Origin of the sequence: Paenibacillus vietnamensis (assembly GCF_020169515.1) — a bacterium.
Taxonomy (GTDB): domain Bacteria; phylum Bacillota; class Bacilli; order Paenibacillales; family Paenibacillaceae; genus Pristimantibacillus; species Pristimantibacillus vietnamensis.
This window is the reverse complement of sequence record NZ_JAHMHW010000001.1, coordinates 186803-206142: the sequence shown is the minus strand read 5'-3', so window position 1 is coordinate 206142 and position 19340 is coordinate 186803. Positions and strand designations below refer to the sequence as shown.

Here is a 19340-nt window from a genome sequence, read left to right as displayed (position 1 = left end):
TTGAAGCAACCGCCGCCTGCGTATGGCAAGCGGCGGTTGTCAGACGGATTCGGATTAGCGCTTCAAATAACGATCGTAAGCCGCTTGCTGGATTTCGAGCGCACGCTCGATTCCGAGCCTTTTTAGCTGCTCAACGTATTTGTCGTAAGCGTCCACAGGCTCCGTGCCGATCATCATTTTCAGTTCCGCTTCCTTGACGAGCGCATTAACGTCGTTCATAATGCTTGCGAGCTCGTCCGCTTCCTCCGCCGTAGGCGTAACAGGAGGCAGAAGATGGCTTTCGTGATTCGTATTTTTCCAGATGTCAAGCGCTTCCGCCGTTTGCGGATATTTCGCCGGAAGGTTGTTGTCCCGTTGAATCATCGGGAAGTTCGTTCCATGCGCATACTGCATCATGACCTGGTCGCTGCCGAGACCGTCCGGATTTTTGACGACCAGATCGGTGTAAACCGGCTTGCCGTCCTTCAGCTCGTAAGTCGTTCCCTCGATGCCGAACGTGTTCAGCATGCTGCCTTCTTCGGTGTAGGCGTAATCCAGCCAGCGCATTGCGGCTTCGATGTTTTTTGTATTCGCAGAAATCGCGGCGGAGCTTGTACCTGCATAGGCGTTATCAAGCTGGCCGAATTCCGGCTTCGTTCCTTTTACAAGCGTCGGATACGGAGCCGCAACGAAATTGGCGTTCGGATCCGCCGCTTGCGCGGCCGAATTGTATTTCTCGATATAGAACTGCCAGCCGAAGGTGGCGCCGCTTACGTCCGAGCTCATTTTTTTGTCGACCGTCGCCGCGTCGATCGAAGCGAAGTCCTTATCGATCAGACCTTCCTTGTACCACTTGTTCATCAAAGCCAAATATTCCTTATACTTCGGCTCCAAATAACCGTACACGACCTTGCCGTCGTTCACATAGAAGTTGCCCATGACGCCGAAGGCGCCGGCGAAGCCGCCAGTGCGCTCGCCCAGGAACATCGTCCGGAACGTTACGGGAGCTGCGGCGTTTTTCTTCTCCTTGAACGCTTTCAGCACCGTATACCATTCGTCGATCGTTTCCGGAACGGCAAGTCCGAGCTCGTCCAGCCAGTCCTTGCGGATGATCGGGCCGCCGTAGACGCGTCCCGCTTCCGAGCGGATGAACGGGAAGGCGTAATACGTGCCGTCGTCCGTTTTGATCATTTTATCGATCTCCGGATTCTCTTCCAGCGCTTTCTTGAGGTTCGGCGCGTATTTGTCGATATAGTCGTTCAGCTTTAGGATATACCCTTGCTCGACCGCTTTCTCCGGTCCGCCCGGATACTGCAGCCAAGTGTTCAGGAAAATATCCGGCAGCTCGTTCGAGGCAAGCAGCAGGCTGAACTTCTGATCCGTCATCGGGGTACCGCCCAGATGCTTGATCTTGATCCCCGTGCGCTTCTCGTATTCGTCGTCGATCGGGAACCGGTCCGGAACGCTGCCGAGCGCTTCCGTCATATAGGTAAGCTCGACATTGCCGCTCATCGGATAGGAGAAAGCTGCGCCTTCCTGATTCGAGCCTGCGTTCTGAGCTTGCTCCTGTTCGTTCTGACCTTTGCCGGCATCGCTGCAGCCGGCAGCGAGAATCGACATCGCCATTATCGAAACTAAAGCCATCCGAAACTTATTTTTCGTCAACCGTTTCATCGTAACAATCAGACCTCCGTATTTATCTATTGTCAGCGTTCGGTGCGCCGCTACCCCAATGTAAGTCATCGGCACATCCGCGGCAATGCTCAAAATCGAAACTCCGTCTACGAAAAGTAAAATAGACGATAGATCGTTTGAATCTGATCGTCTATACGCCGTCTGGCGCGTGCGGCATGCCTATTATTGGATTGTTTTATATTTGCCGGGCGTAATGCCCTCGTATTTTTTGAATACCCGGATGAATGCGCTGCTGCTGGAGAACCCGACCTTGAGCGCCGTCTCGTCAATCGAAGCGCCGGTGTCCAGAAGCTGTTTGGCCTCGCCGACGCGGGTTTTGCTTATAAATTCGTGAAGCCCTTCTCCGGCATGCTCTTTAAACAGCTTGGAAACGTATTGCGGCGTAATGCCGAAATGCGATCCGATCAAAGAAACGCTGAGATTGATATCGGCATAGTGCTTCTTCACATATTCTTCGACTTGCTCTCCAAGCCGCGAATGGGATGCGGCCGACAGCTTTTCGTTCACCAGCTCGCACACCGCCAGAAGAATCTCCATCAGCTCCTGCCTGAATTCGCTTCGGGTCGTGCAGGACAGCAGCCGCTTGACCGGCCGCCGTTCCTCCCACAGCGCATTCGTTTGGGCCTCCTGCGGCACCATCTTCATCATCGTGCTCGCCAGGTCGATCAGGAAACATTTGACCATCTCAATCGATGCCTGCCGGTTAAAAATTTGGCCGATCATGTGGTCTACCATCTCGGATGCCTTCTCGAAATCCCCGCTTTTAATAATGTTATGGAGCACGAGCTCCTCATTGATCGAATAATAATAGTCGGTTTCGTCCAGCTTGATATCGCCGTACCAGACGAACTTCTCGTCCAGCATGACCCGGTATTCCTGGGCTTCAAGCGCTTGCAAAAACGCCTTGTGAATCCCCTCCAGAGAGTCGTTCCTGTCGCTTCCCGATACGGAGAACGTCAGTCCGTAACGCTGCTCAATAAACTCGTGAGCCTCCGAAATCGCCTCTTCGGTCTCTTCCTTCCACGTATCCATCCGATCCGGATGAATATTGACGATTGCCGCGAGCAGTCCGTCTACATCCGTAAAATGCACATTATGGCTCCGGTCGATGAGATCCTTCACGATATTGGAGACGATAAATTGGGACAGCGACAGCGGCAGCTCCTTTTTCTCAGACGGATCGAGGTAAAAGAGAAGCACCGCAAAATGCTCCGACTGCCAGTCCATCCGGTGGATGCTGGCCGCTTCCTCTACCGATGTCGCCTGCTCCGTCTGCCCCTTCAGCAGCTTGCCCAAATAATAGCTCTGAAGCACGCGCAGCTGCCGCGACTGGTGGCTGCTCATATCGTTCTTCTCCCGGATCGCGGTCATGACGCTTTGACGGATGAACGCGTATTCGTCCATTTCCTCTTTGCTGCCCTCGCGGCCCGCGGGAAAAATGCTCACCAACTCGCGCACCGGATTATAGTTCCTGCGGGCGAAATACGTCATGACCCCGCCGCCGATCAAGCAGCAGACCAGCAATCCGATCAGATTCATCATCCGGATTTCTCTGGCTTTCTCCCAGAAAACATCAGAAGGAAATACGCTTACATATCGCCAGCTCGTATTGTCCGAATCGATGGACGCAACCATGCTGTTTCTGTCGTTCAGCAGCTCTTCGTAGGACACGGCAGAGCCCGTCCCGCCGCTGTTATGAAACAGCACCTGGTTCTGATCGTCCACAATATATACCTTCCCTTTATTCACCCAGTCGACGTTCTCGAGCAAATGCTGAATTTTGTTGCCGTTCAGCGGCATCACCAGCGTACCGTTCACGACGCCCCCCGTCATCCCCGCCAGAGGTTTTGTGTAAACGACGGTTTTGTCGAATTTATCGTATTCGAGCATCGGTATCCACTGGTATTTGTTCAATTTCTGATTCCGCATATCCGACAGCCATTGTTCGTACGTGTAGGTTTCGGACTTATGATTCATTGAATAAAACAGCTTGCTGTCCGCATACGTCTCGTTCGTGAGCACTTTATCCAGCTTTGCGGAATAAATGTAGATGCCGTTGATAAAATCGTTCGCGGATTTATATTTGCCGAGCTCCTGCTCCGTTTTATAAATATCAAAGGAATAGGCCGACTCGTTCTGTTTGTCCAGCTTCAAAAATTTGAGCACTTCGGTATGAATAGACAGCTGCGTTCCGAGCTTCTCCGTCTGGTTCAGCTCGCTGTCCACAATAAATTTCACCTGCTTGAGCATCGCGCTGCTTGCCCGCTGAATTTCGTATTTGACGATTTGCGTCGTTTGCATATATACAATTAAGCTTACAAGAACCGGAATAAGCAAAATGACTGCATATGAAATTAACCATTTATTCGTTATGCTCTTGCCGAACCTGAATCGGTTTCGCAACATAACCTCTCCCCCATTAAATCTAGTCTCGTTGCCTGATCTACATTATACCCAATCGATCGGCTGAATCCATTCCGCAATACGTGGATTCTACCGATAATTTCGAATCAATTCAATCTACAATTTGAAACTGATCGCCATTATTTAAGGGCGGCGCGATAAAACAAGGATTATAAGCCCGAGCATCGAAGTGAATAGAGTAGGCGGACGAATTCGCCGCGGCGGAAAGGAAGAAAGAAATGACTCTGACAATCAAACAAGTGATCGATCGGCTGCGCTCATCCGTCCAGCCGATCGGGGATACGGTCGACGTGCTTGCGCCCGGCGATCCCGAAGCCGAGGTGCGCGGGATCGCGACGACGTTTATGGCTACGCACCAGGTCATCGAACAAGCCGTCTCCATGGGAGTGAATTTGCTGATTTCCCATGAGGCTCCCTTCTACAGCCATCGGATGACCGAAGGGCTGCTGACCGGCGATCCGGTGTATGGACGCAAAGAACAATCGCTCAGGGAATCCGGCATCGCCATTTACCGGCATCACGATTATTGCCACAGGCTGGAGCCCGATATCATTATGACCGGCTTGCTGCAAAGATTGAAATGGGAGTCTGACGTCGAGGAAATGCTGCCGACGGCTGCCGTGCTTCGGCTGCCCGAAAGGCGTTTGGCGGACATTGCGGCCTATGTCAAGGAAAAGCTGTCGATTCCTTACGCCCGGATCGCGGGCGACCCGGAAATGCTCTGCAGCCGCATCGGCATTCTGGTGGGCTACAGAGGCGGCGGCGCCAATGCCATCCCGCTTTACCGCGAGAAAGGACTCGACCTGGTCATTTGCGGAGAGGGGCCCGAGTGGGAAACTCCCGAATATGTAAGAGATTCCGCCTGGCAAGGCGTTTCGAAATCGCTGATCGTTATCGGGCATGCGGAGAGCGAAGAGCCCGGCATGCGCTCCCTGGCGCATCGGCTGCAGGAAGAGTACCCTGAGGTGCCCGTTCATTTTATTCCGGTAAATCCGGTATTTCGGGTCATTTGAGCGCGAATCGGCCGGGCGTGCATTCACATGTGCAGTACCTGACATTAATTATGCAGAAGGAGAGAAAGTAAATGAGCAAAATGAATGCAGCTATTATGGACAAACCGCTGTCAATTGCGGTTCAGCAGGTGGATATCCCCGTTCCAAAGGACAATGAGGCGCTCGTTAAAGTGTATTGCATCGGCGTGTGCGGCTCCGATGTCCATTATTACGAGCACGGTCAAATCGGACGATACGTCGTGAAGGAGCCGATTGTACTCGGCCACGAGCTGGCGGGCGAAGTCGTAGAGGTGGGCAAAGCGGTCACGCATTTGTCGCCGGGAGACCGGGTGGCGGTAGAGCCGGGCGCGACTTGCGGCCGCTGCGAATATTGCAAAGCGGGACGCTACAATTTGTGTCCGGATGTTGTTTTTCTCGCGACTCCTCCTGTAAACGGAGCCTGGGCGGAATATATCGTCATGCCTAGCGACTATCTGTTCAAGCTGCCCGATTCGATGAGCTACGAGGCGGGAGCGCTGCTGGAGCCGCTGTCGGTCGGCTTCCACGCGATGCAGCGCGGCAATGCAAAGCCGTTCGATCGCGTGCTGATTACCGGACTCGGTCCGATCGGCCTGCTGGCCGGTCAAGCGGCGAAGCTGTTCGGCATTACTGAAATTTATGGGACGGATACGGTCGCATACAGGCGCGAGCTGGCTCTTGAAATGGGCTTTAAGGCGGTATTCGACCCTGCGGCGGATCGGCTGGAGGAACGGCTGGATGAATTGACGGGAGGAGCCGGCATTACGCTTGTCGTCGAATCGTCGGGCAATGCCAGAGCGATGGCCGATACGGTGAAGCTTGTGAAGCGGGGCGGACGGATTGTGTACGTCGGGCTGCCTGCCGCAGGTACGGTGCCGATGGATATGGCCGCCCTGATCGACGGCGAAATCGACGCTTTTGGCGTATTCCGGTACGCCAACACGTATCCGGCGGCGATTCAGGCTCTGCAGAGCTCTTCCGTGGACATTGAATCGATTATTACGCACCGGTACGCACTGACGGATATTAAGGAAGCGGTAGAGACGGCCATGACGAAGAAGGACACCAGTATCAAAGTCATGATTTATCCGAATTTGCCTGAGTGACGGCTACGCCGTCCATTGGCTGCGATGCGCCCGCACGGATCCGTAAAGGACACCGGCGAGCGCATCGCCTTTTTTCCAGACGATTACGTGTTTGAACGTCAAGCCCAGCCCGCCCGTTTGAAAATCGCAACCGCTTTTTCCCGGTATTTCTCCATGACCGAAAAATCGAGCCGCTGCGCCTTGAAGGACCCCCATGACTTTAACGGCTCCGTTACTTCCGCCGCTTCATTCACCGGAAATTCAAAGCTTTCCTTCGCGAGCAGCGTCTGCCCTTCCTTGCCGGTTAAATACTCCACAAGCTTCAAAGCGTTGTCCGGGTTATGGGAATAACGGGCCAAGCCGATTCCGCTAATGTTAATATGGGTCCCGGTCGTTTCCTGGTTAGGAAAAAAAACGCCCAAGCTTTCCGCTGTCCGCACCTCCTCCGGGTCCTTGGAAGCGGCAAGCTGGCCTACATAATACGTATTCATGATCGCAACATCGCCTATACCGTCGGCAATCGCCTTGGCTTGATCGCGGTCGCCGCCCTCAGGAGCGCGTGCGAAGTTGTTCGCGATGCCCCTGGCCCACTGTTCGGCTTTCTCTTCTCCGTTCAGAGCGATAAAGGAGGCGAGCATGGACTGATTGTACAGATTGGAATAGGATCTGATCAGCACTCTCCCTTTCCACTTCTCGTCGGTCAAGCTTTCGTAAGTCGACAGCTCCTCCGGCTTCACCCGGTCCTTCGCATAGACGATAACCCGCGCCCGCGTAGCTACGCCCGTCCAGTAATAATCCGGATCTCGCCATCTGGCGGGCACCTGGTTATCCAGCGTGTCGGAGCGCAGCGGCTGGAGCACGTTTTCGCGCTTCGCAAAGTTCAATACGCCCCCGTCCACGGTAAAAAACAAATCCGCATCCGTGCGCTCTCCCTCCCGCTTCATCCTCGCGACCAGCTCCTCCGCGGTGCCCTTGATTTCGATCACCTCGATACCGGTCCGCTCCGTAAAGGCTTCGAACAAGACGGAATCCGCCTCGTAATGTCTTGCCGTATAGACCGTCACAGACCCGTTCTTCGCATCGGACTGTCGGGTATCCGGCTTGTCCGCACCGTTTTGCTCCGAATGGGCTCGAGGAGGCTCTCCGCCGGTTCCCGTTATGCTGCAGGCCGCGCAAACGATGGAAATAAATATGAAGATCAACAACCCTTTCACCCTTTACCCTCCTCGATCGGTGTCCGTAACCGGCTTCCCTTCTTTAGCCAAGCAGGGCAAGCTGACCGTAACCGTCGTGCCCGAAAGCTCCTTGGAACGGATGGACAGCTTACCCTGGTAACGTTCAGCGAGCCGCTTGGCGATCGCAAGGCCCAGCCCGTTGCCGCCAAGCTCCCGGCTTCTCGCTTTGTCGACCCGATAGAACCTGTCGGTCACAAACGGTAAATCCTTTTCGGGAATTCCCATTCCGTAATCGATAATGTCAATTTCGGCTTGTGTCCCGTTCACGGATGCTTTAACGGAAACCTCCTTAAGCTCTAAGGAGTATTTGACCGCATTATCCAAAATAATGAGCAAAATTTGCTCCAAATGCTCGATCGTGATTAGCAAGCTGACACCGCTCAGCCTCTGCAAATCGGTATCCAGCCGGAAATCAGGATGAATAAGCGCGAATCGTTCAACCATTTTCCCGGCCGCTTCAGCCGGATTCGTCAGCAGAGCTTCGGCATTCCGCGATTCCTTCTCAGCCCGGGTCAAGGCCAGCAGCTCGAGCACGAGCCGCTTTAACCGCGCAAACTCCTCCAGGGAGGCGTCCAGCGATTCGTTCAAAATGACGGGATCCTCCTTCCCCCATCTGCGCAGAAGCGCCAAATGCCCTTCGATAATGGCGATCGGCGTCCGCAGCTCGTGGGAGGCGTCCTCGACAAACCGGCTTTGCTGCCGAAAAGCGTCCTCGACCTGATCCATCATGCCGTTGAACATAACCATCAGCGTTGAGATTTCGTCTCCATTCAGGGATGGACGCATTCTTTCCTGCATCCCTTTATCCTTGATGTCTCTGATCGTCTCGGCCATCCCCTGCAGCGGCTTCAGCAAATTCCGCGTCAGCAGCCAGCCGACAAGTATGCTTAAAACGACCGCACCCAAAGCGAAAACATACATCACCTGCGAAATGGATTTTGTCAGACTCTCAAACTGGGCCAGACTCTTCACGATTTCCACCGTGCCGGTAAAATCGTGAATAATGAGCGGGCTTCTCAGAATAAGAAGGGAATAGCCGTCCACCTTGTAAATGCCGACCTGCCGACCGGGAACGGAGACCGTCTCCAGTCCCGCTTCCGGCACATTATCGGATATCGTCAGCATTGGGCGGTTGTCCGCCCCGAGAATCCGGATCCGCTGGTCGTCCCGGTTCATTTTACCCAAATACAGCCTGATCTTCGCCAGATTTTCCGGCCGGAACTCCTCCTCCTCTTCGAGGAAGTAGTTCAGGATGGAGTTCATGCTGTGCTGCACATTTTTTTTCTCACGGTGGATAATCCACTTTTCCATAAACATGTACTGCAGCGCATTATACCCGACGAACAGCACCATAATAAGCAAGGTTGACCAAAAGGTCAGCTTGAACTTGATCGGCATCCGAAAGTAAAAGCCCGTCCATTTTTTCAAGCTCATTTTCTCATCACGTATCCGATGCCTCTCATCGTCTGAATATAGCTGGCTTCACCGGGAGGGTCGATCTTGCGGCGCAAATACCGGACGTAGACGTCCACGACATTCGTATCGACGGCCACCTCAAAGCCCCACACTTTATCCAGCAGGGTCTCGCGGTCAAGCACCCGGTTCGCGTTGCTTAAAAACACCGTTAGCAGAGCATATTCGCGCTTGGTCAGCTCGATCGGCAGACCCGCCCGGCATACCTTTCTCGAATTCGGATCCAGGCTCAAATCCTGAAAGGAAAGGATAGGGAGAAGATCTTTCCCGTATTCCTTCTCCTCTGCCCGCTGCCTCCGGAATACGACCCGCATGCGCGCCAGCAGCTCTTCAATGGCGAACGGCTTGGGCAAATAATCGTCGGCTCCGCAATCGAGTCCGGATACGCGTTCGGAAACGCTGTCTCGGGCGCTTAACATGATGATCGGCGTAAATTTAAAGGAACGAACCCGCCTGCAAATCTCGAGTCCGTCCATTCCGGGCAGCATAATATCGAGAAGGATAATGTCCCAATCCTCGGACAGCGCTAATTGCAGCCCCGTGTTGCCATCGAAAGCAACGGTGACCGAAAACGACTCATGCTGAAGCTCAAGCTCGATAAAACGTGACATATTTTTCTCGTCTTCAATCAGCAAAACTTTTTTCACGACGCCTTTTCCCCCCGCAAGGCTAAAGCCATGCTTTTATGCCGGCCCTACTTACATGCATGCTGGATAATAAATGAAAATGATTATCATTATTGTGCATGAACCTATTTTATGCGATAACCGTACGCCAATCAATCGTTTTTCTTAAATTGTTCGTTTCTCGTGCGCAGCGCCTGCAGCAGCCCGACATTCAAGCCTTTCCCTGCGGCCTGATGCAGCATCGAATTCAAATCCTTGGGTAGACATTTCCCGCCAAAGCCGCGGTTTTCCTCGTATACAAAGGTATGGCTTCTTCCAATCCTCGGATCCTCCAGCCAAACCTCTCTTAATTCGGAGTAATCGACATCAAAGGCCTGCGCAATCTCGTAAAATTCGTTGCAGAACGTAACCTTCAGCGCCAAAAAACAATTTTCCATATATTTGGCCAGCTCTGCGGTGCGGGCATCCGTCATCACAAATTTGACCTCCGCATTGCAAACGCTCTGGTACGCCTTCACGGCAAGCTTCACATCCGGCTTTAATCCGCCAAAGGTCATCCAGCCTCTCGAAGTCAAGTCCGAGAACGGATGTGCGGCCGTTTCGCCGTAGTATTCGGGCTGAAATACGATCCGCTTTCCGGTCGCCCTGATCTGGCTGTCGGTGAAGCCGACCGGCACGGTGGAGCGGATCACGATGACCGACGCCTCGAGCCAGCTCAGCACCTCCTCGACGACCGACGTATCGCAGCTGCCGTCAGCGGCTTCGGGCGTAGGCACGCAGACGAAGGCCGCATCTAGACCGCCGAGCTCCTCCCGGCTCCCGATGCCAAGCGGCCCGTCGTAAACCGCCGCAGCCGGGAATTGTTTAAACATCGCTTTTCCTACATGTCCGTAACCGATAATTCCGATTTTCAACATTCTCTCTCCTTATTGCTGGTTTGCAGCCCGAATGTTTTCGCTCCGTTTTTTTTGCAATCCCAGCAGAATCACAATCATCAAATAGAAGGCCCAATACAGCAGAAATTCTTCTACGGACGGGTTTTGCGAATAACCGAGGAAGGCTTTGAAGAAAATACCGACCTGCCCGTTAATGAGCGGATGCTCGCCGGTGTCGCGGATATACTGGACTTCGTCGAGCGGATGCTCGGGCATAATCGCCGTCAGATTGTAAATCTCACCGATCTCGCCGCCCGGCGTCCGGAAGACCGAGCCGATCATGCCGATATCCTGCATGATGCCGACGGCTTGAACCAGAAGACCTCCCGCAATCATCATGAGAAACACGCCGGTGATGCGGAAAAACGTTTTAAGCTGAATTTTTTTCGTTCCTTTAAAAAACAAATATCCGACGATGACGGCGAGAATCAGACCGATCAACGCCCCCCAGCTTTGCAGCGCTTTCTGAATATCTCCGCCCGTAATCGCCGCGAAAAAAAACACGGTTTCTACGCCTTCCCTGACGACAACGAGGAAGGAATGGAGAATCATATTCAGCGCTCCGCCGACGGTAAGAATCGTTGAAATTTTGTGCTCGACCTTCCCCTGCAAATTGCGGCTTTGCTGGCTCATGAACAGCACCATATGCGAGAGAAGCCCGCAGGAGACGAGCATAATGCCGATTTTCAAATAATTTTGGCTGCCCATCGTTGAGAAGCCTGTCAACACCGTCTGAAAGACCAGAGCAACGCCATAGCTGGCGCCCAGCGCGAGAATTACCCCGACCCATACCCACTTGTTCCATTCCGTCTGACCGATTCTTTTCAAATATGTCAGAATGACGCCAACGATCAAAATCGCTTCGAGCGCCTCACGGAACGTAATCAGAAATGATTGTACATCCATATTTTGCCCCCCGTTCTGTAAGTTGAATACATGGCGGAAGACACCTGCGCATGATGCGCAGGCGTCTCCCGGAAATGGACAGTCGATTAGCGGAGGATAATGATTTCGTTTTTCTCGTAGAACACGCCTTTACCGAACAATTCGGCAACTGCGCGGAGCGGAATGAACGAGCTGCCTTTCACGATGATAAGCTGCTGGTCCAGCTTCACCGTTTCGTTCACCTTGCCGTCCTGCACGACTTTGTCGGAGCCCAGCTTCAGTTCGGTCTTTTTGCCGTCTTTGATAATGGAAACCGTCTTCGTCGAATTGTCGAAGCCTACCTCGGCACCGATTGCGTCGGCAATCAGGCGGACAGGAACGAGCGTACGGGAAGTCTTCGTGTTGATGAACGGCGCGCTAACCGCTGTGCGGGACTGTCCGTCTACTTTGTACGTTTTGTCGCCCACTTTGATTTGCGTTCCGTCTTTGGCAACCAGGTACTTCAGCATTTTAAAGGAAGCGGACCCGGCTGTACGAACATCCGACTTGTCGATCGCATCGGCGAACTGCTGCGCGTAAGCTGCCGCCGCCGCATATTCCTCCTTGGTGAAGAACACTTCCTGCGAGGACAAGAACATGTTGCCTTCCATCGCGTAACCGCGAGCGCCCTGCAAATCTCCGGCAGCCAGCTTCACAAATGCGTTTGTCACGTATTCGGATACTTTGCCGATCATCGTGCGCTGCATAGCCGCTTGAATTTTATCTTTATCGATTTTGCTCGCGTCTCCGGATGCAAATGCATTCAAAATGTAGTTGGCGTCCTCGACGCTTCCGCCTCTCAGGTAAGTATATACAGGCAGGAAGAGGAAGTAGCCTTCCGTAATTGCAGCAGGCTGATCGGCAGCCGGCTTCGTCGGAATAGTCGTTGCATAAGTCAGGGCAGCCAGCGCGTACGTTTTAATAATCGTTTTGTCCAGCACTTGACGGTGCACGTTAAAATCGTTGACGTTCTTTTCTTCAATGTCGGTCAACAGCTGCTCGATCGTGCCTTGCAAAATAGCGACCATATGCAATCCATACTTGTCGTCGCGTTTTTGAACAGTGCTTTGGATGACGCCTTCATAGATTTGTACTACCTTTTCAAATTCCGTTTTGGCCGTGTTATAATCTCCGCTTGCCAGTGCAGGTCTAACCTTGTTGCTGATCAGATCGCGCATGCTGAAGTAGAAATACCATTGAAGGCCTTTGTCTACCGCTTGTTTAGCTTGGCCTGCGTTAAGGTTTCCTTTGATCGCATTTTCGAGTACGAACGAAACATTCTCATCGATTTTCGGATCGTCGGGCTTGATCGTTGCGTCAATGCGTTTGACATCGGTCTGGAAATTTGTAACATAGAAGTCTTTAACGGCGTTCAGATCCGTATTCTCTGTGAACAAAGCTTTAATCTCCGCAAAAGCCGTAACCTTGGCGACGATATCCGCATCCTCGGTAATGCCGAATTTCGATTCAGCGCCGACTGCGGAAGCCAGCATGAAAAAGGAAGAAAAAACTAGGGCAAAGCTGATAACAATGGATAATAACTTACGCACTTTCATCTCTCCTCATATATGATTAAGATACGATTCAACTTCACTGTCACTTTGGAATTGTGAAATGGAATCTTACATAAAACCTTTTTTGCGTATAAACCAAAGTGCTCCGCCGCCGATTATGGCGACTCCCGCGATGACGGACACCGTAACGATCGGATTTGTCTTATCGGACCGCTCCATGGGTGCATGGCCCAGCGCCTGCTCCTCACCCGATGCGGGCTGTGCAGAAGCCTCGGTATCGGCTGCCGGCTCATCCGTCTGACTGCCGGTCGCGGCAGGCGGGGAAGCTTCGGCTGCGGCCGCCTCGTCCGTTGCGGACGGCTCCGGACTCGCCGATGCTTCAGGGCTCGCGGATGCCGATTCCTCCGGCTCGGTGCTTGGCGCCGGGGTCGGCGTCGCCGCTTCCGTCTCCTTCTCCGCATCGGCTGCGGCCGGCTTGGCGCTTGCTGCCGGCTTGCTTGTCGCGGCAGGCGCTTTGGTCGGCTTCGGCTGCGGCTTCGGCGTTGCAGTCGGCTGCTTGACCGGTTTTTCTGTGGCGGCCGGCTTCACATAGGCTTTGTAAGGAAAGCTTGGCTTTACTTTTCCGTAAATGAAATTGACCTTCTGCTTGAACAATTCCGGATCGGCGTCCTTCTGCCCGACTCCGAACAAGCCGGGATTGCCGAGCGCTTCCAGCGCGTCTTCGAAAGCCCGGTTCATGTCGTCCGTTCCGGAGGACATATACGGAGCAAGCGTATCGAAGGTAGCCTTCGCTTTGGCCAGAAGCAGCTTTGCTGCCGCGTAGTCCTCTACATCCTTCAGGGCGTATGTAAACCGCCGGTCCAGGTTCATGACGAGAACCGCTTTGTAATTGGCAATCAGCAGCTTGCTGTCCTTTGCTTCCAGATTTTTATCCAGCGTCAGCGCAACCGATTCGCCAAAATGCGATTTAATTTCCGAACGCCTTACCTGATGCGTGTCGGCAGCCGTTTTCCAATCCGGCTTGCTTCCGTTTAAGGCAGATGCGATTACTTTAAAAGTCTCGGCAACATCCTCCGTATTCGCATCTCCGTAAGAGTAAGCCGAAACGCCGGCCGGAGCGAGCCATAAAAAGAAGACAATCGCCGCCAGACCGCTTTTTAACCATCTAGACACTTGCACTCTCCCCTGTCTGTTCGTATGTTTCTATTTAGGTTCATCCTGTCTTTTCCACTCGTAAAGCGTAATCTCGGAATAGACCGGGTCTAATAACGGATCTGAGACAAAATGGGCGACAGGCACGACCTGCGATGCCGAAGCCTCATTTTGCTTCAAAAAACCGCTCAGCACATGATCCGTCAAAAATATCCGTCTGCCGGTATCCGCCTGTGCGAGCGAATAAAAATAATCGAACGTATACACCTTCCGGTGCTCATAATCCGTCTGCAAATATCCGAGCACCCGGGTTTCCTCCCATGTGTACAAAACAAGAGGCTCTTCTATTTCTTTCATATAATTATTGAGCTGATAGACGGCCGGCTGCTGTCCGGCTTGAAGCTCCAGCTGCTGCAGGCCGGTGATGACTTGAACGGCTGCGACCGCTGCGACGGACAGCTGAATCGCTGTCGCGGCAGCCCGATTCCATCGGGAGCGGCGGCTTTCCTCCGCAGGCCGCTTCAGCACCTGCGCCGTCCTCAGAGCCGCGGCGAACAACATGAGCAGCAGCGGTCCGGCGACCGGTGCGATATGGCGCGGTTTCTCGATATTTTGACCGAGCAATACCCATACCGCATATGCGGCCAAACAGATGAGCAGCCACCCGGCATACTTTGGAACGCTGAACGTCTGCCTCCCGCCGCCCCTCAGCCGGATGATTCCAAATCCTGTTGCGAAGATAAGCAAGCCGTAGCACGCTGCCAGCACGGCCGATCGGCTCAGCCATACGTCCCGGATCAGATGATCGGAAAATAACGTGACGAACCGCAGCCCGATCGGCATTTTCACCGAGACGATGCCCCCGCCCCATTCCGAGAAATGTCCGGCGACAAATGCCATCGACAGCTGCCAGAAGCCCTGCAGCGTCCCTTCGGACAGAACCAGCCCGCCGATCCAGACAAGCTGGGCTCCGGCTCCGGCCGCCAGTGCCAGGAGCAGTCTGCGCAGCCTTCCGCTTCCCTCCGGGGCGCTTCTATACTGGAAAATGAGCAGCAGAAGCAGCGCCATGCCGAACGGAAAGTACGACAAGCGAATTCCCATCAGTATGCTGAACAATAACAATGCGACCCCTAACCGGACGTTCGATCGAGGACGGTCCGCTGCGCAGCGCACGCTCCACAGGTACCACCAAAGCACGGCGATGCCCGCGCATTCGGACATGGGCCTTGAGCCCATCAGCCACAGGTACGGGAGCGACAGTACGCAAACCGGCACCCAGGCGGCAGCTCCAGCGACGATATACTTTCTGGCCAGCAGCGCGATCGGGACGGCTGCGCTGCCGGCAAGCGCCGCATTCCACACGATCAGCGACTGTACAGGATCCTCGAGCCAAAGATGGATCAGCTTAGCACCCGCAATAAAATACGGATATCCCGGAAAGTGGGGCTGCATCGCGAGCAGATCGAACCTGTCGACAGCGAGGACAAAATCCACTTCATCCCATGAACGTACAAACGGACTGGCGTAATGCAAATTCAGAACGAATAGCATCAATATGGCTATACAGGCAGCGCTAATCGAGAAGTAACGTATGAATACGGACCGCGACATGCTAACCTGACGTTTCCCTTACCTGTCTGCTTGAGACGAAGGAGCTGCGGCGGACAACCGGCCGCTTCATCTCCTTATAAATCGCCGGGATGACAGAGGTTACGTATTGACGGAACTTGATGAAGGATTGCCCCTGCGTCCTTACCTTGTAGGAGATTGGAACCTCTTCGAGGCGAAATCCTTGCCTTAGCAAATTCAAGGTCAGCACCTGAGCATAGTTGTAATCGTGAATAATTTCCGCACACTCCATCGCTTCGCGGGAAAAGCCGCGCATGCCGGACTGACCGTCATAGATCCATTTGCGCAGCAGGACGGACTGGAGAAGCGTAAACAAGTAATTCCCCAGCCGGCGGTGCACTCTCATTCCCGCAATGCTTCCTTTAAACCGCGAGCCGAATGTGTAGTCCGCCGACCTGTTCATGATCGGTGCGACGACATCGGGAATTTGCTCCGGCGGATATTCGTTGTCCGCATCGATCATCAATCCGATATCGGCATCGTGCATGCAGCACCTTGCCAAGCCTTCCCTGACGGCGGCTCCGAGCCCTCTGTTTTTCCCGAAGGAGTAGACATAATCGGCGCCGGCTTCCTTAGCCGCTTGGACCGTCCGGTCGGTCGAGCCGTCGTCGATTACGATCACCTGAACGTCGTAATCGGGATGGAAGCTTCTCGGGATGCGGGCAATGACGCTCTCAATGTTTCCTGCCTCGTTGTGAGCCGGTATGAATACGATAAGCTTCTTGTTGACTGAAGATTTCATGATTTACCTACTTTCATCACGCGATTCCTTTCAGGCCTGGTCATCACTTTTGAACGCCTCGGTCAGCACCGGTCCGCGGCTGGAGTTCGGATATGGCGCCCCGAGCAAGTAAGCGAGAGTCGGGGCAACCGAAACGAGCGAGTGTCTCTCATCGATTCTGCAGCCTTGCCGAACGGCAGGACCGTGCAGGAAGAAAGGCACAAACCGTTCTCCTTCGTCCAAATGCCCGTGACCGCCGATGCCGTCGGCTTGGCCGTGATCGGCGCAAAGGACGAGCGTCGTATTTTTCATCATGCCCTGGTCACGGAGCCAGCCTACAAATTCCTCAATCAGCCTGTCGGCCTCCGCGATTTTCTGCAAATACTCGTCGTACAGCACGCCCATGCTGTGGCCGGTCTGATCGACCGCGATCATCTGCACCACGAATAAATCCGGATTTTGCTCGGCCATGATCTTTTTGGCGCGCTCGATAATGTTGCGGTCCGCTTTGTCGTTATGCATAACCGCCGTTACGCTTTCCACATCGTCGCCCATCGAGTCGATCAGATGGGCGATGCCAAGCAGCCGCCCCTTCTTCCCGATCTTCCGCAGCGAATCAAAGATGCTCTCCACCCGGATGCCCAGCTTCCATACCATGTTGGAACGGATGCCGTGGTCCTTCGGGTAGGCTCCGGTGAACATCGACGAGAAGCAAACGACCGTTCTCGCCGGATATACCGTCTCCATCTGCGTATACTCGGTTCCTTCCTGCCTCAGCTTCTTGAGAAACGGCGCATCGGCCTCCTCGAACCGCTCCTTGCGCATGCCGTCGACTACAATTACAATAACCTTCTCGTTTACGGCTTTTCCTGCAGGGTCAGGCCCGTTTGTGAAACGCTCCGGCTCCTTAGGCTTCCAATCGAACAGATAACGATGCAAAATCCAGCTGTAGAGCCACAAACAGGCTGTGAATACAGCGAGTACGGTCACTTCATCCCCGAATGGCGCTGCGGTCCAGGAGCTTTCCGAAGACAGCAAGGAATAAAAATGATCCCAGAGAAACAGGAGCAGCAGCAGCTTCGGCAGCTGTTCCTGCGCATTGCCGCTTGTCGAGTCGCTGTTCTTGAGCACCAGCTTCCAGAACCTTCTAAAGTTCCACCAGGACGTGCCGATTCGCATCCGGTAATAGAACGTTCCCCAGAAGTAGATCGTGAAGAACAGATACAGGCCGATCGACAGCGCATGCAGAGGAAGATGGGCCGGCTCCCACAGCAGCAGCGCCGCTACTGCCGGAAACCACAAATAGTTTCTTAGAAACAACGGAAAATCATAATGATAAAATATAGCCAGCACCGGCAAAATCATAAGCAGGCTTAGGCCCGCGGCCGTCCAGAAGCCTCCGTTCAGCCACTGGTCATACCGGTACAGAAGGAAGACCGAAACGGTGAATATCGGCGTAAACGGCTTTCCTTCGTTCAGCAGATTCCAGCATCTTGCCGCCACAATCTCAAAAGATGATGCATGTTTCATTTGAATATCCTCTCGCTCGTTTGATTCGTTTGTAAGTCAGATTTCCGCGGCATGCGCAGCCATCCCCTTGCTTCCTGTAAGCCGATCGGCATTCGAAGTAAGGAATAGGCGCCAACAAGGAACGACACCGCGAATTTAAAAGCATGGGCCAGCAAAGCCGTTGCGTAGGCCTTCTCCCAGTCGACTCCCAGCAGCGCAAGCGTTCCGCTCATCGTGCTTTCGTAGGTGCCTATTCCGCCGGGCGTGACGTGAAAGAGCTGGCCTCCTATCGTTACGCTATTCGCCCAAATCGAGGCGGCAGCGCCAAGCCGGATGTCCGCCATTCGGGCAATCCCGTACAAAATAACCGCTTCAAGCACCCAGCTGGCGGCAACCAGAGCAAAAATATACGGCCCTTGCCTGGAGATCGCTACCGCCTTGAACTGCTCAGCATGACGGCTAACGAACGGCCAGCGCCGGATCGGCATAAGCTTCAATGCAGCTCCTAAAATAAGTGCCGCCGCAGCCGCCCCGGCTATCGTATACCACGAAACGGCCATCCCGAGCCCGAGCATGCCCGCTGCGGCAATCGTCCCTAAAACGAACAAGTCCGTCAACCGCATCATCACAACGGAATGAAGAGCGGTATCCCACCTCATCCGCGCTTTCTTCATTAACAGACCGGCGCGTACGAAATCACCGGCCTTAATCGGCAGCAGGTGATTGACAAGCAAGCTGTAAAATATGCCGTGAAGGTATAGCCCGAACGGATGCTCGCGTCCGGCATAGGCTTGCCAGGCCGCCGCTTTCAGTACAAAGGAAAGGAGGTAGACGACAAACATAAAAAACAGCCATCCGGGCTCGGCGAGCATGCCCCGCAGCTGCTCGACCAGAAGGTGAAGGTCGAACAGCTGCCAGCTTAACATCAGGAAAATGATCAAAAGTCCCAGACCGCCATACGCGGCTAACGATTTTCCCTTCATCTTACCCGGGCGCTAACGGACGGCTCAAGCTCAAGGGCGGTGCCGAGAGCCGATTGGCGCTCCAGCCACCTTTGCTTCTCCCGGTCGGCCTCCTTCCAGACCCGCATGCCGGTGTCCGTGACGGTCATTCGCTCACCGTTTGACTCATCCCTTGCGACTAAGCCGCTGACAGTTAAGCTTAGAGCCGCTTTTCTAACGGCGTGTATGGTCATCGACAGCTGAATCGCAAGCTCCCCAGTCGATAGCGGGCCGCTCTCGATCAGCTGCTGAAGGATCATGTATCTTCTCCGCTGCAATCGATCCCTGAATCCTGCGGTGCGTTTTCGATGGTAATGGACGGCCCGGTTTAAGGTTTGAGCGTTCACTCCCCCGCCTCCTTCCTGCTATGCTGACTGCACCGGATTCGATCCGAATGCAACTTGATA

16 protein-coding genes are annotated in these 19340 nt (G+C 53.9%); 2 read left to right on the top strand and 14 right to left on the bottom strand.

Translation table 11 applies throughout. The features are described from left to right. Positions 1-54: 54 nt before the first annotated feature. Positions 55-1653, bottom strand: coding sequence for an extracellular solute-binding protein (locus tag KP806_RS00775; RefSeq protein ID WP_318153461.1), 1599 nt, complete (start codon positions 1651-1653; stop codon positions 55-57). Positions 1654-1836: 183 nt separating this feature from the next. Further along, positions 1837-4080 carry an AraC family transcriptional regulator gene (locus tag KP806_RS00770; RefSeq protein WP_224721652.1) on the bottom strand — a complete coding sequence of 748 codons (2244 nt, stop codon included), beginning with the start codon at positions 4078-4080 and terminating at the stop codon, positions 1837-1839. Positions 4081-4316: 236 nt separating this feature from the next. On the opposite strand from KP806_RS00770, the gene KP806_RS00765 reads away from it, so the two are divergent. Both KP806_RS00765 and KP806_RS00760 read left to right on the top strand, forming a co-directional pair. After that, positions 4317-5111, top strand: coding sequence for a Nif3-like dinuclear metal center hexameric protein (locus KP806_RS00765; RefSeq protein WP_224721651.1), 795 nt, complete (start codon positions 4317-4319; stop codon positions 5109-5111). Positions 5112-5182: 71 nt separating this feature from the next. After that, the gene (locus KP806_RS00760) at positions 5183-6235 is read left to right on the top strand and encodes an NAD(P)-dependent alcohol dehydrogenase (RefSeq protein ID WP_224721650.1); all 1053 of its coding nucleotides are present in this window, start codon (positions 5183-5185) and stop codon (positions 6233-6235) included. 98 nt (positions 6236-6333) lie between these two features. Here KP806_RS00760 and KP806_RS00755 read toward each other — a convergent pair whose 3' ends face one another. From KP806_RS00755 to KP806_RS00700, 12 genes are all read right to left on the bottom strand, one after another. Further along, positions 6334-7428: a Fe(3+) ABC transporter substrate-binding protein gene (locus KP806_RS00755; protein WP_224721649.1), complete on the bottom strand. Its 1095-nt coding sequence runs from the start codon at positions 7426-7428 to the stop codon at positions 6334-6336. 3 nt (positions 7429-7431) lie between these two features. Then, positions 7432-8877, bottom strand: coding sequence for a sensor histidine kinase (locus KP806_RS00750; protein ID WP_224721648.1), 1446 nt, complete (start codon positions 8875-8877; stop codon positions 7432-7434). 2 nt (positions 8878-8879) lie between these two features. Continuing rightward, complete coding sequence (locus tag KP806_RS00745) at positions 8880-9569, bottom strand: response regulator transcription factor (RefSeq protein ID WP_224721647.1); 690 nt, start codon at positions 9567-9569, stop codon at positions 8880-8882. Positions 9570-9700: 131 nt separating this feature from the next. After that, positions 9701-10462: a hypothetical protein gene (locus KP806_RS00740; protein WP_224721646.1), complete on the bottom strand. Its 762-nt coding sequence runs from the start codon at positions 10460-10462 to the stop codon at positions 9701-9703. 12 nt (positions 10463-10474) lie between these two features. Beyond that, positions 10475-11389: an FTR1 family iron permease gene (locus KP806_RS00735; RefSeq protein ID WP_224721645.1), complete on the bottom strand. Its 915-nt coding sequence runs from the start codon at positions 11387-11389 to the stop codon at positions 10475-10477. Between the two features lie 86 nt (positions 11390-11475). Continuing rightward, positions 11476-12957, bottom strand: a complete 1482-nt coding sequence (locus KP806_RS27735; protein ID WP_224721644.1) for a stalk domain-containing protein — start codon at positions 12955-12957, stop codon at positions 11476-11478. Between the two features lie 72 nt (positions 12958-13029). Then, positions 13030-14094, bottom strand: a complete 1065-nt coding sequence (locus KP806_RS00725) for a hypothetical protein (protein WP_224721643.1) — start codon at positions 14092-14094, stop codon at positions 13030-13032. 30 nt (positions 14095-14124) lie between these two features. Continuing rightward, entirely contained in the window at positions 14125-15684 is a 1560-nt protein-coding gene (locus KP806_RS00720) for a hypothetical protein (protein ID WP_224721642.1), read from the bottom strand. 1 nt (position 15685) lies between these two features. Beyond that, positions 15686-16444, bottom strand: a complete 759-nt coding sequence (locus KP806_RS00715; protein ID WP_224721641.1) for a glycosyltransferase family 2 protein — start codon at positions 16442-16444, stop codon at positions 15686-15688. Between the two features lie 30 nt (positions 16445-16474). Continuing rightward, positions 16475-17953, bottom strand: coding sequence for an alkaline phosphatase family protein (locus KP806_RS00710; protein WP_224721640.1), 1479 nt, complete (start codon positions 17951-17953; stop codon positions 16475-16477). Beyond that, complete coding sequence (locus KP806_RS00705) at positions 17950-18915, bottom strand: lysylphosphatidylglycerol synthase transmembrane domain-containing protein (protein WP_224721639.1); 966 nt, start codon at positions 18913-18915, stop codon at positions 17950-17952. The genes KP806_RS00710 and KP806_RS00705 overlap by 4 nt, the downstream gene beginning before the upstream one ends. Then, positions 18912-19280 (bottom strand): helix-turn-helix domain-containing protein, encoded by a 369-nt coding sequence (locus KP806_RS00700; protein WP_224721638.1) that lies wholly within the window; start codon positions 19278-19280, stop codon positions 18912-18914. Before KP806_RS00700 ends, KP806_RS00705 begins: the two co-directional genes overlap by 4 nt. Positions 19281-19340 lie beyond the last annotated feature (60 nt).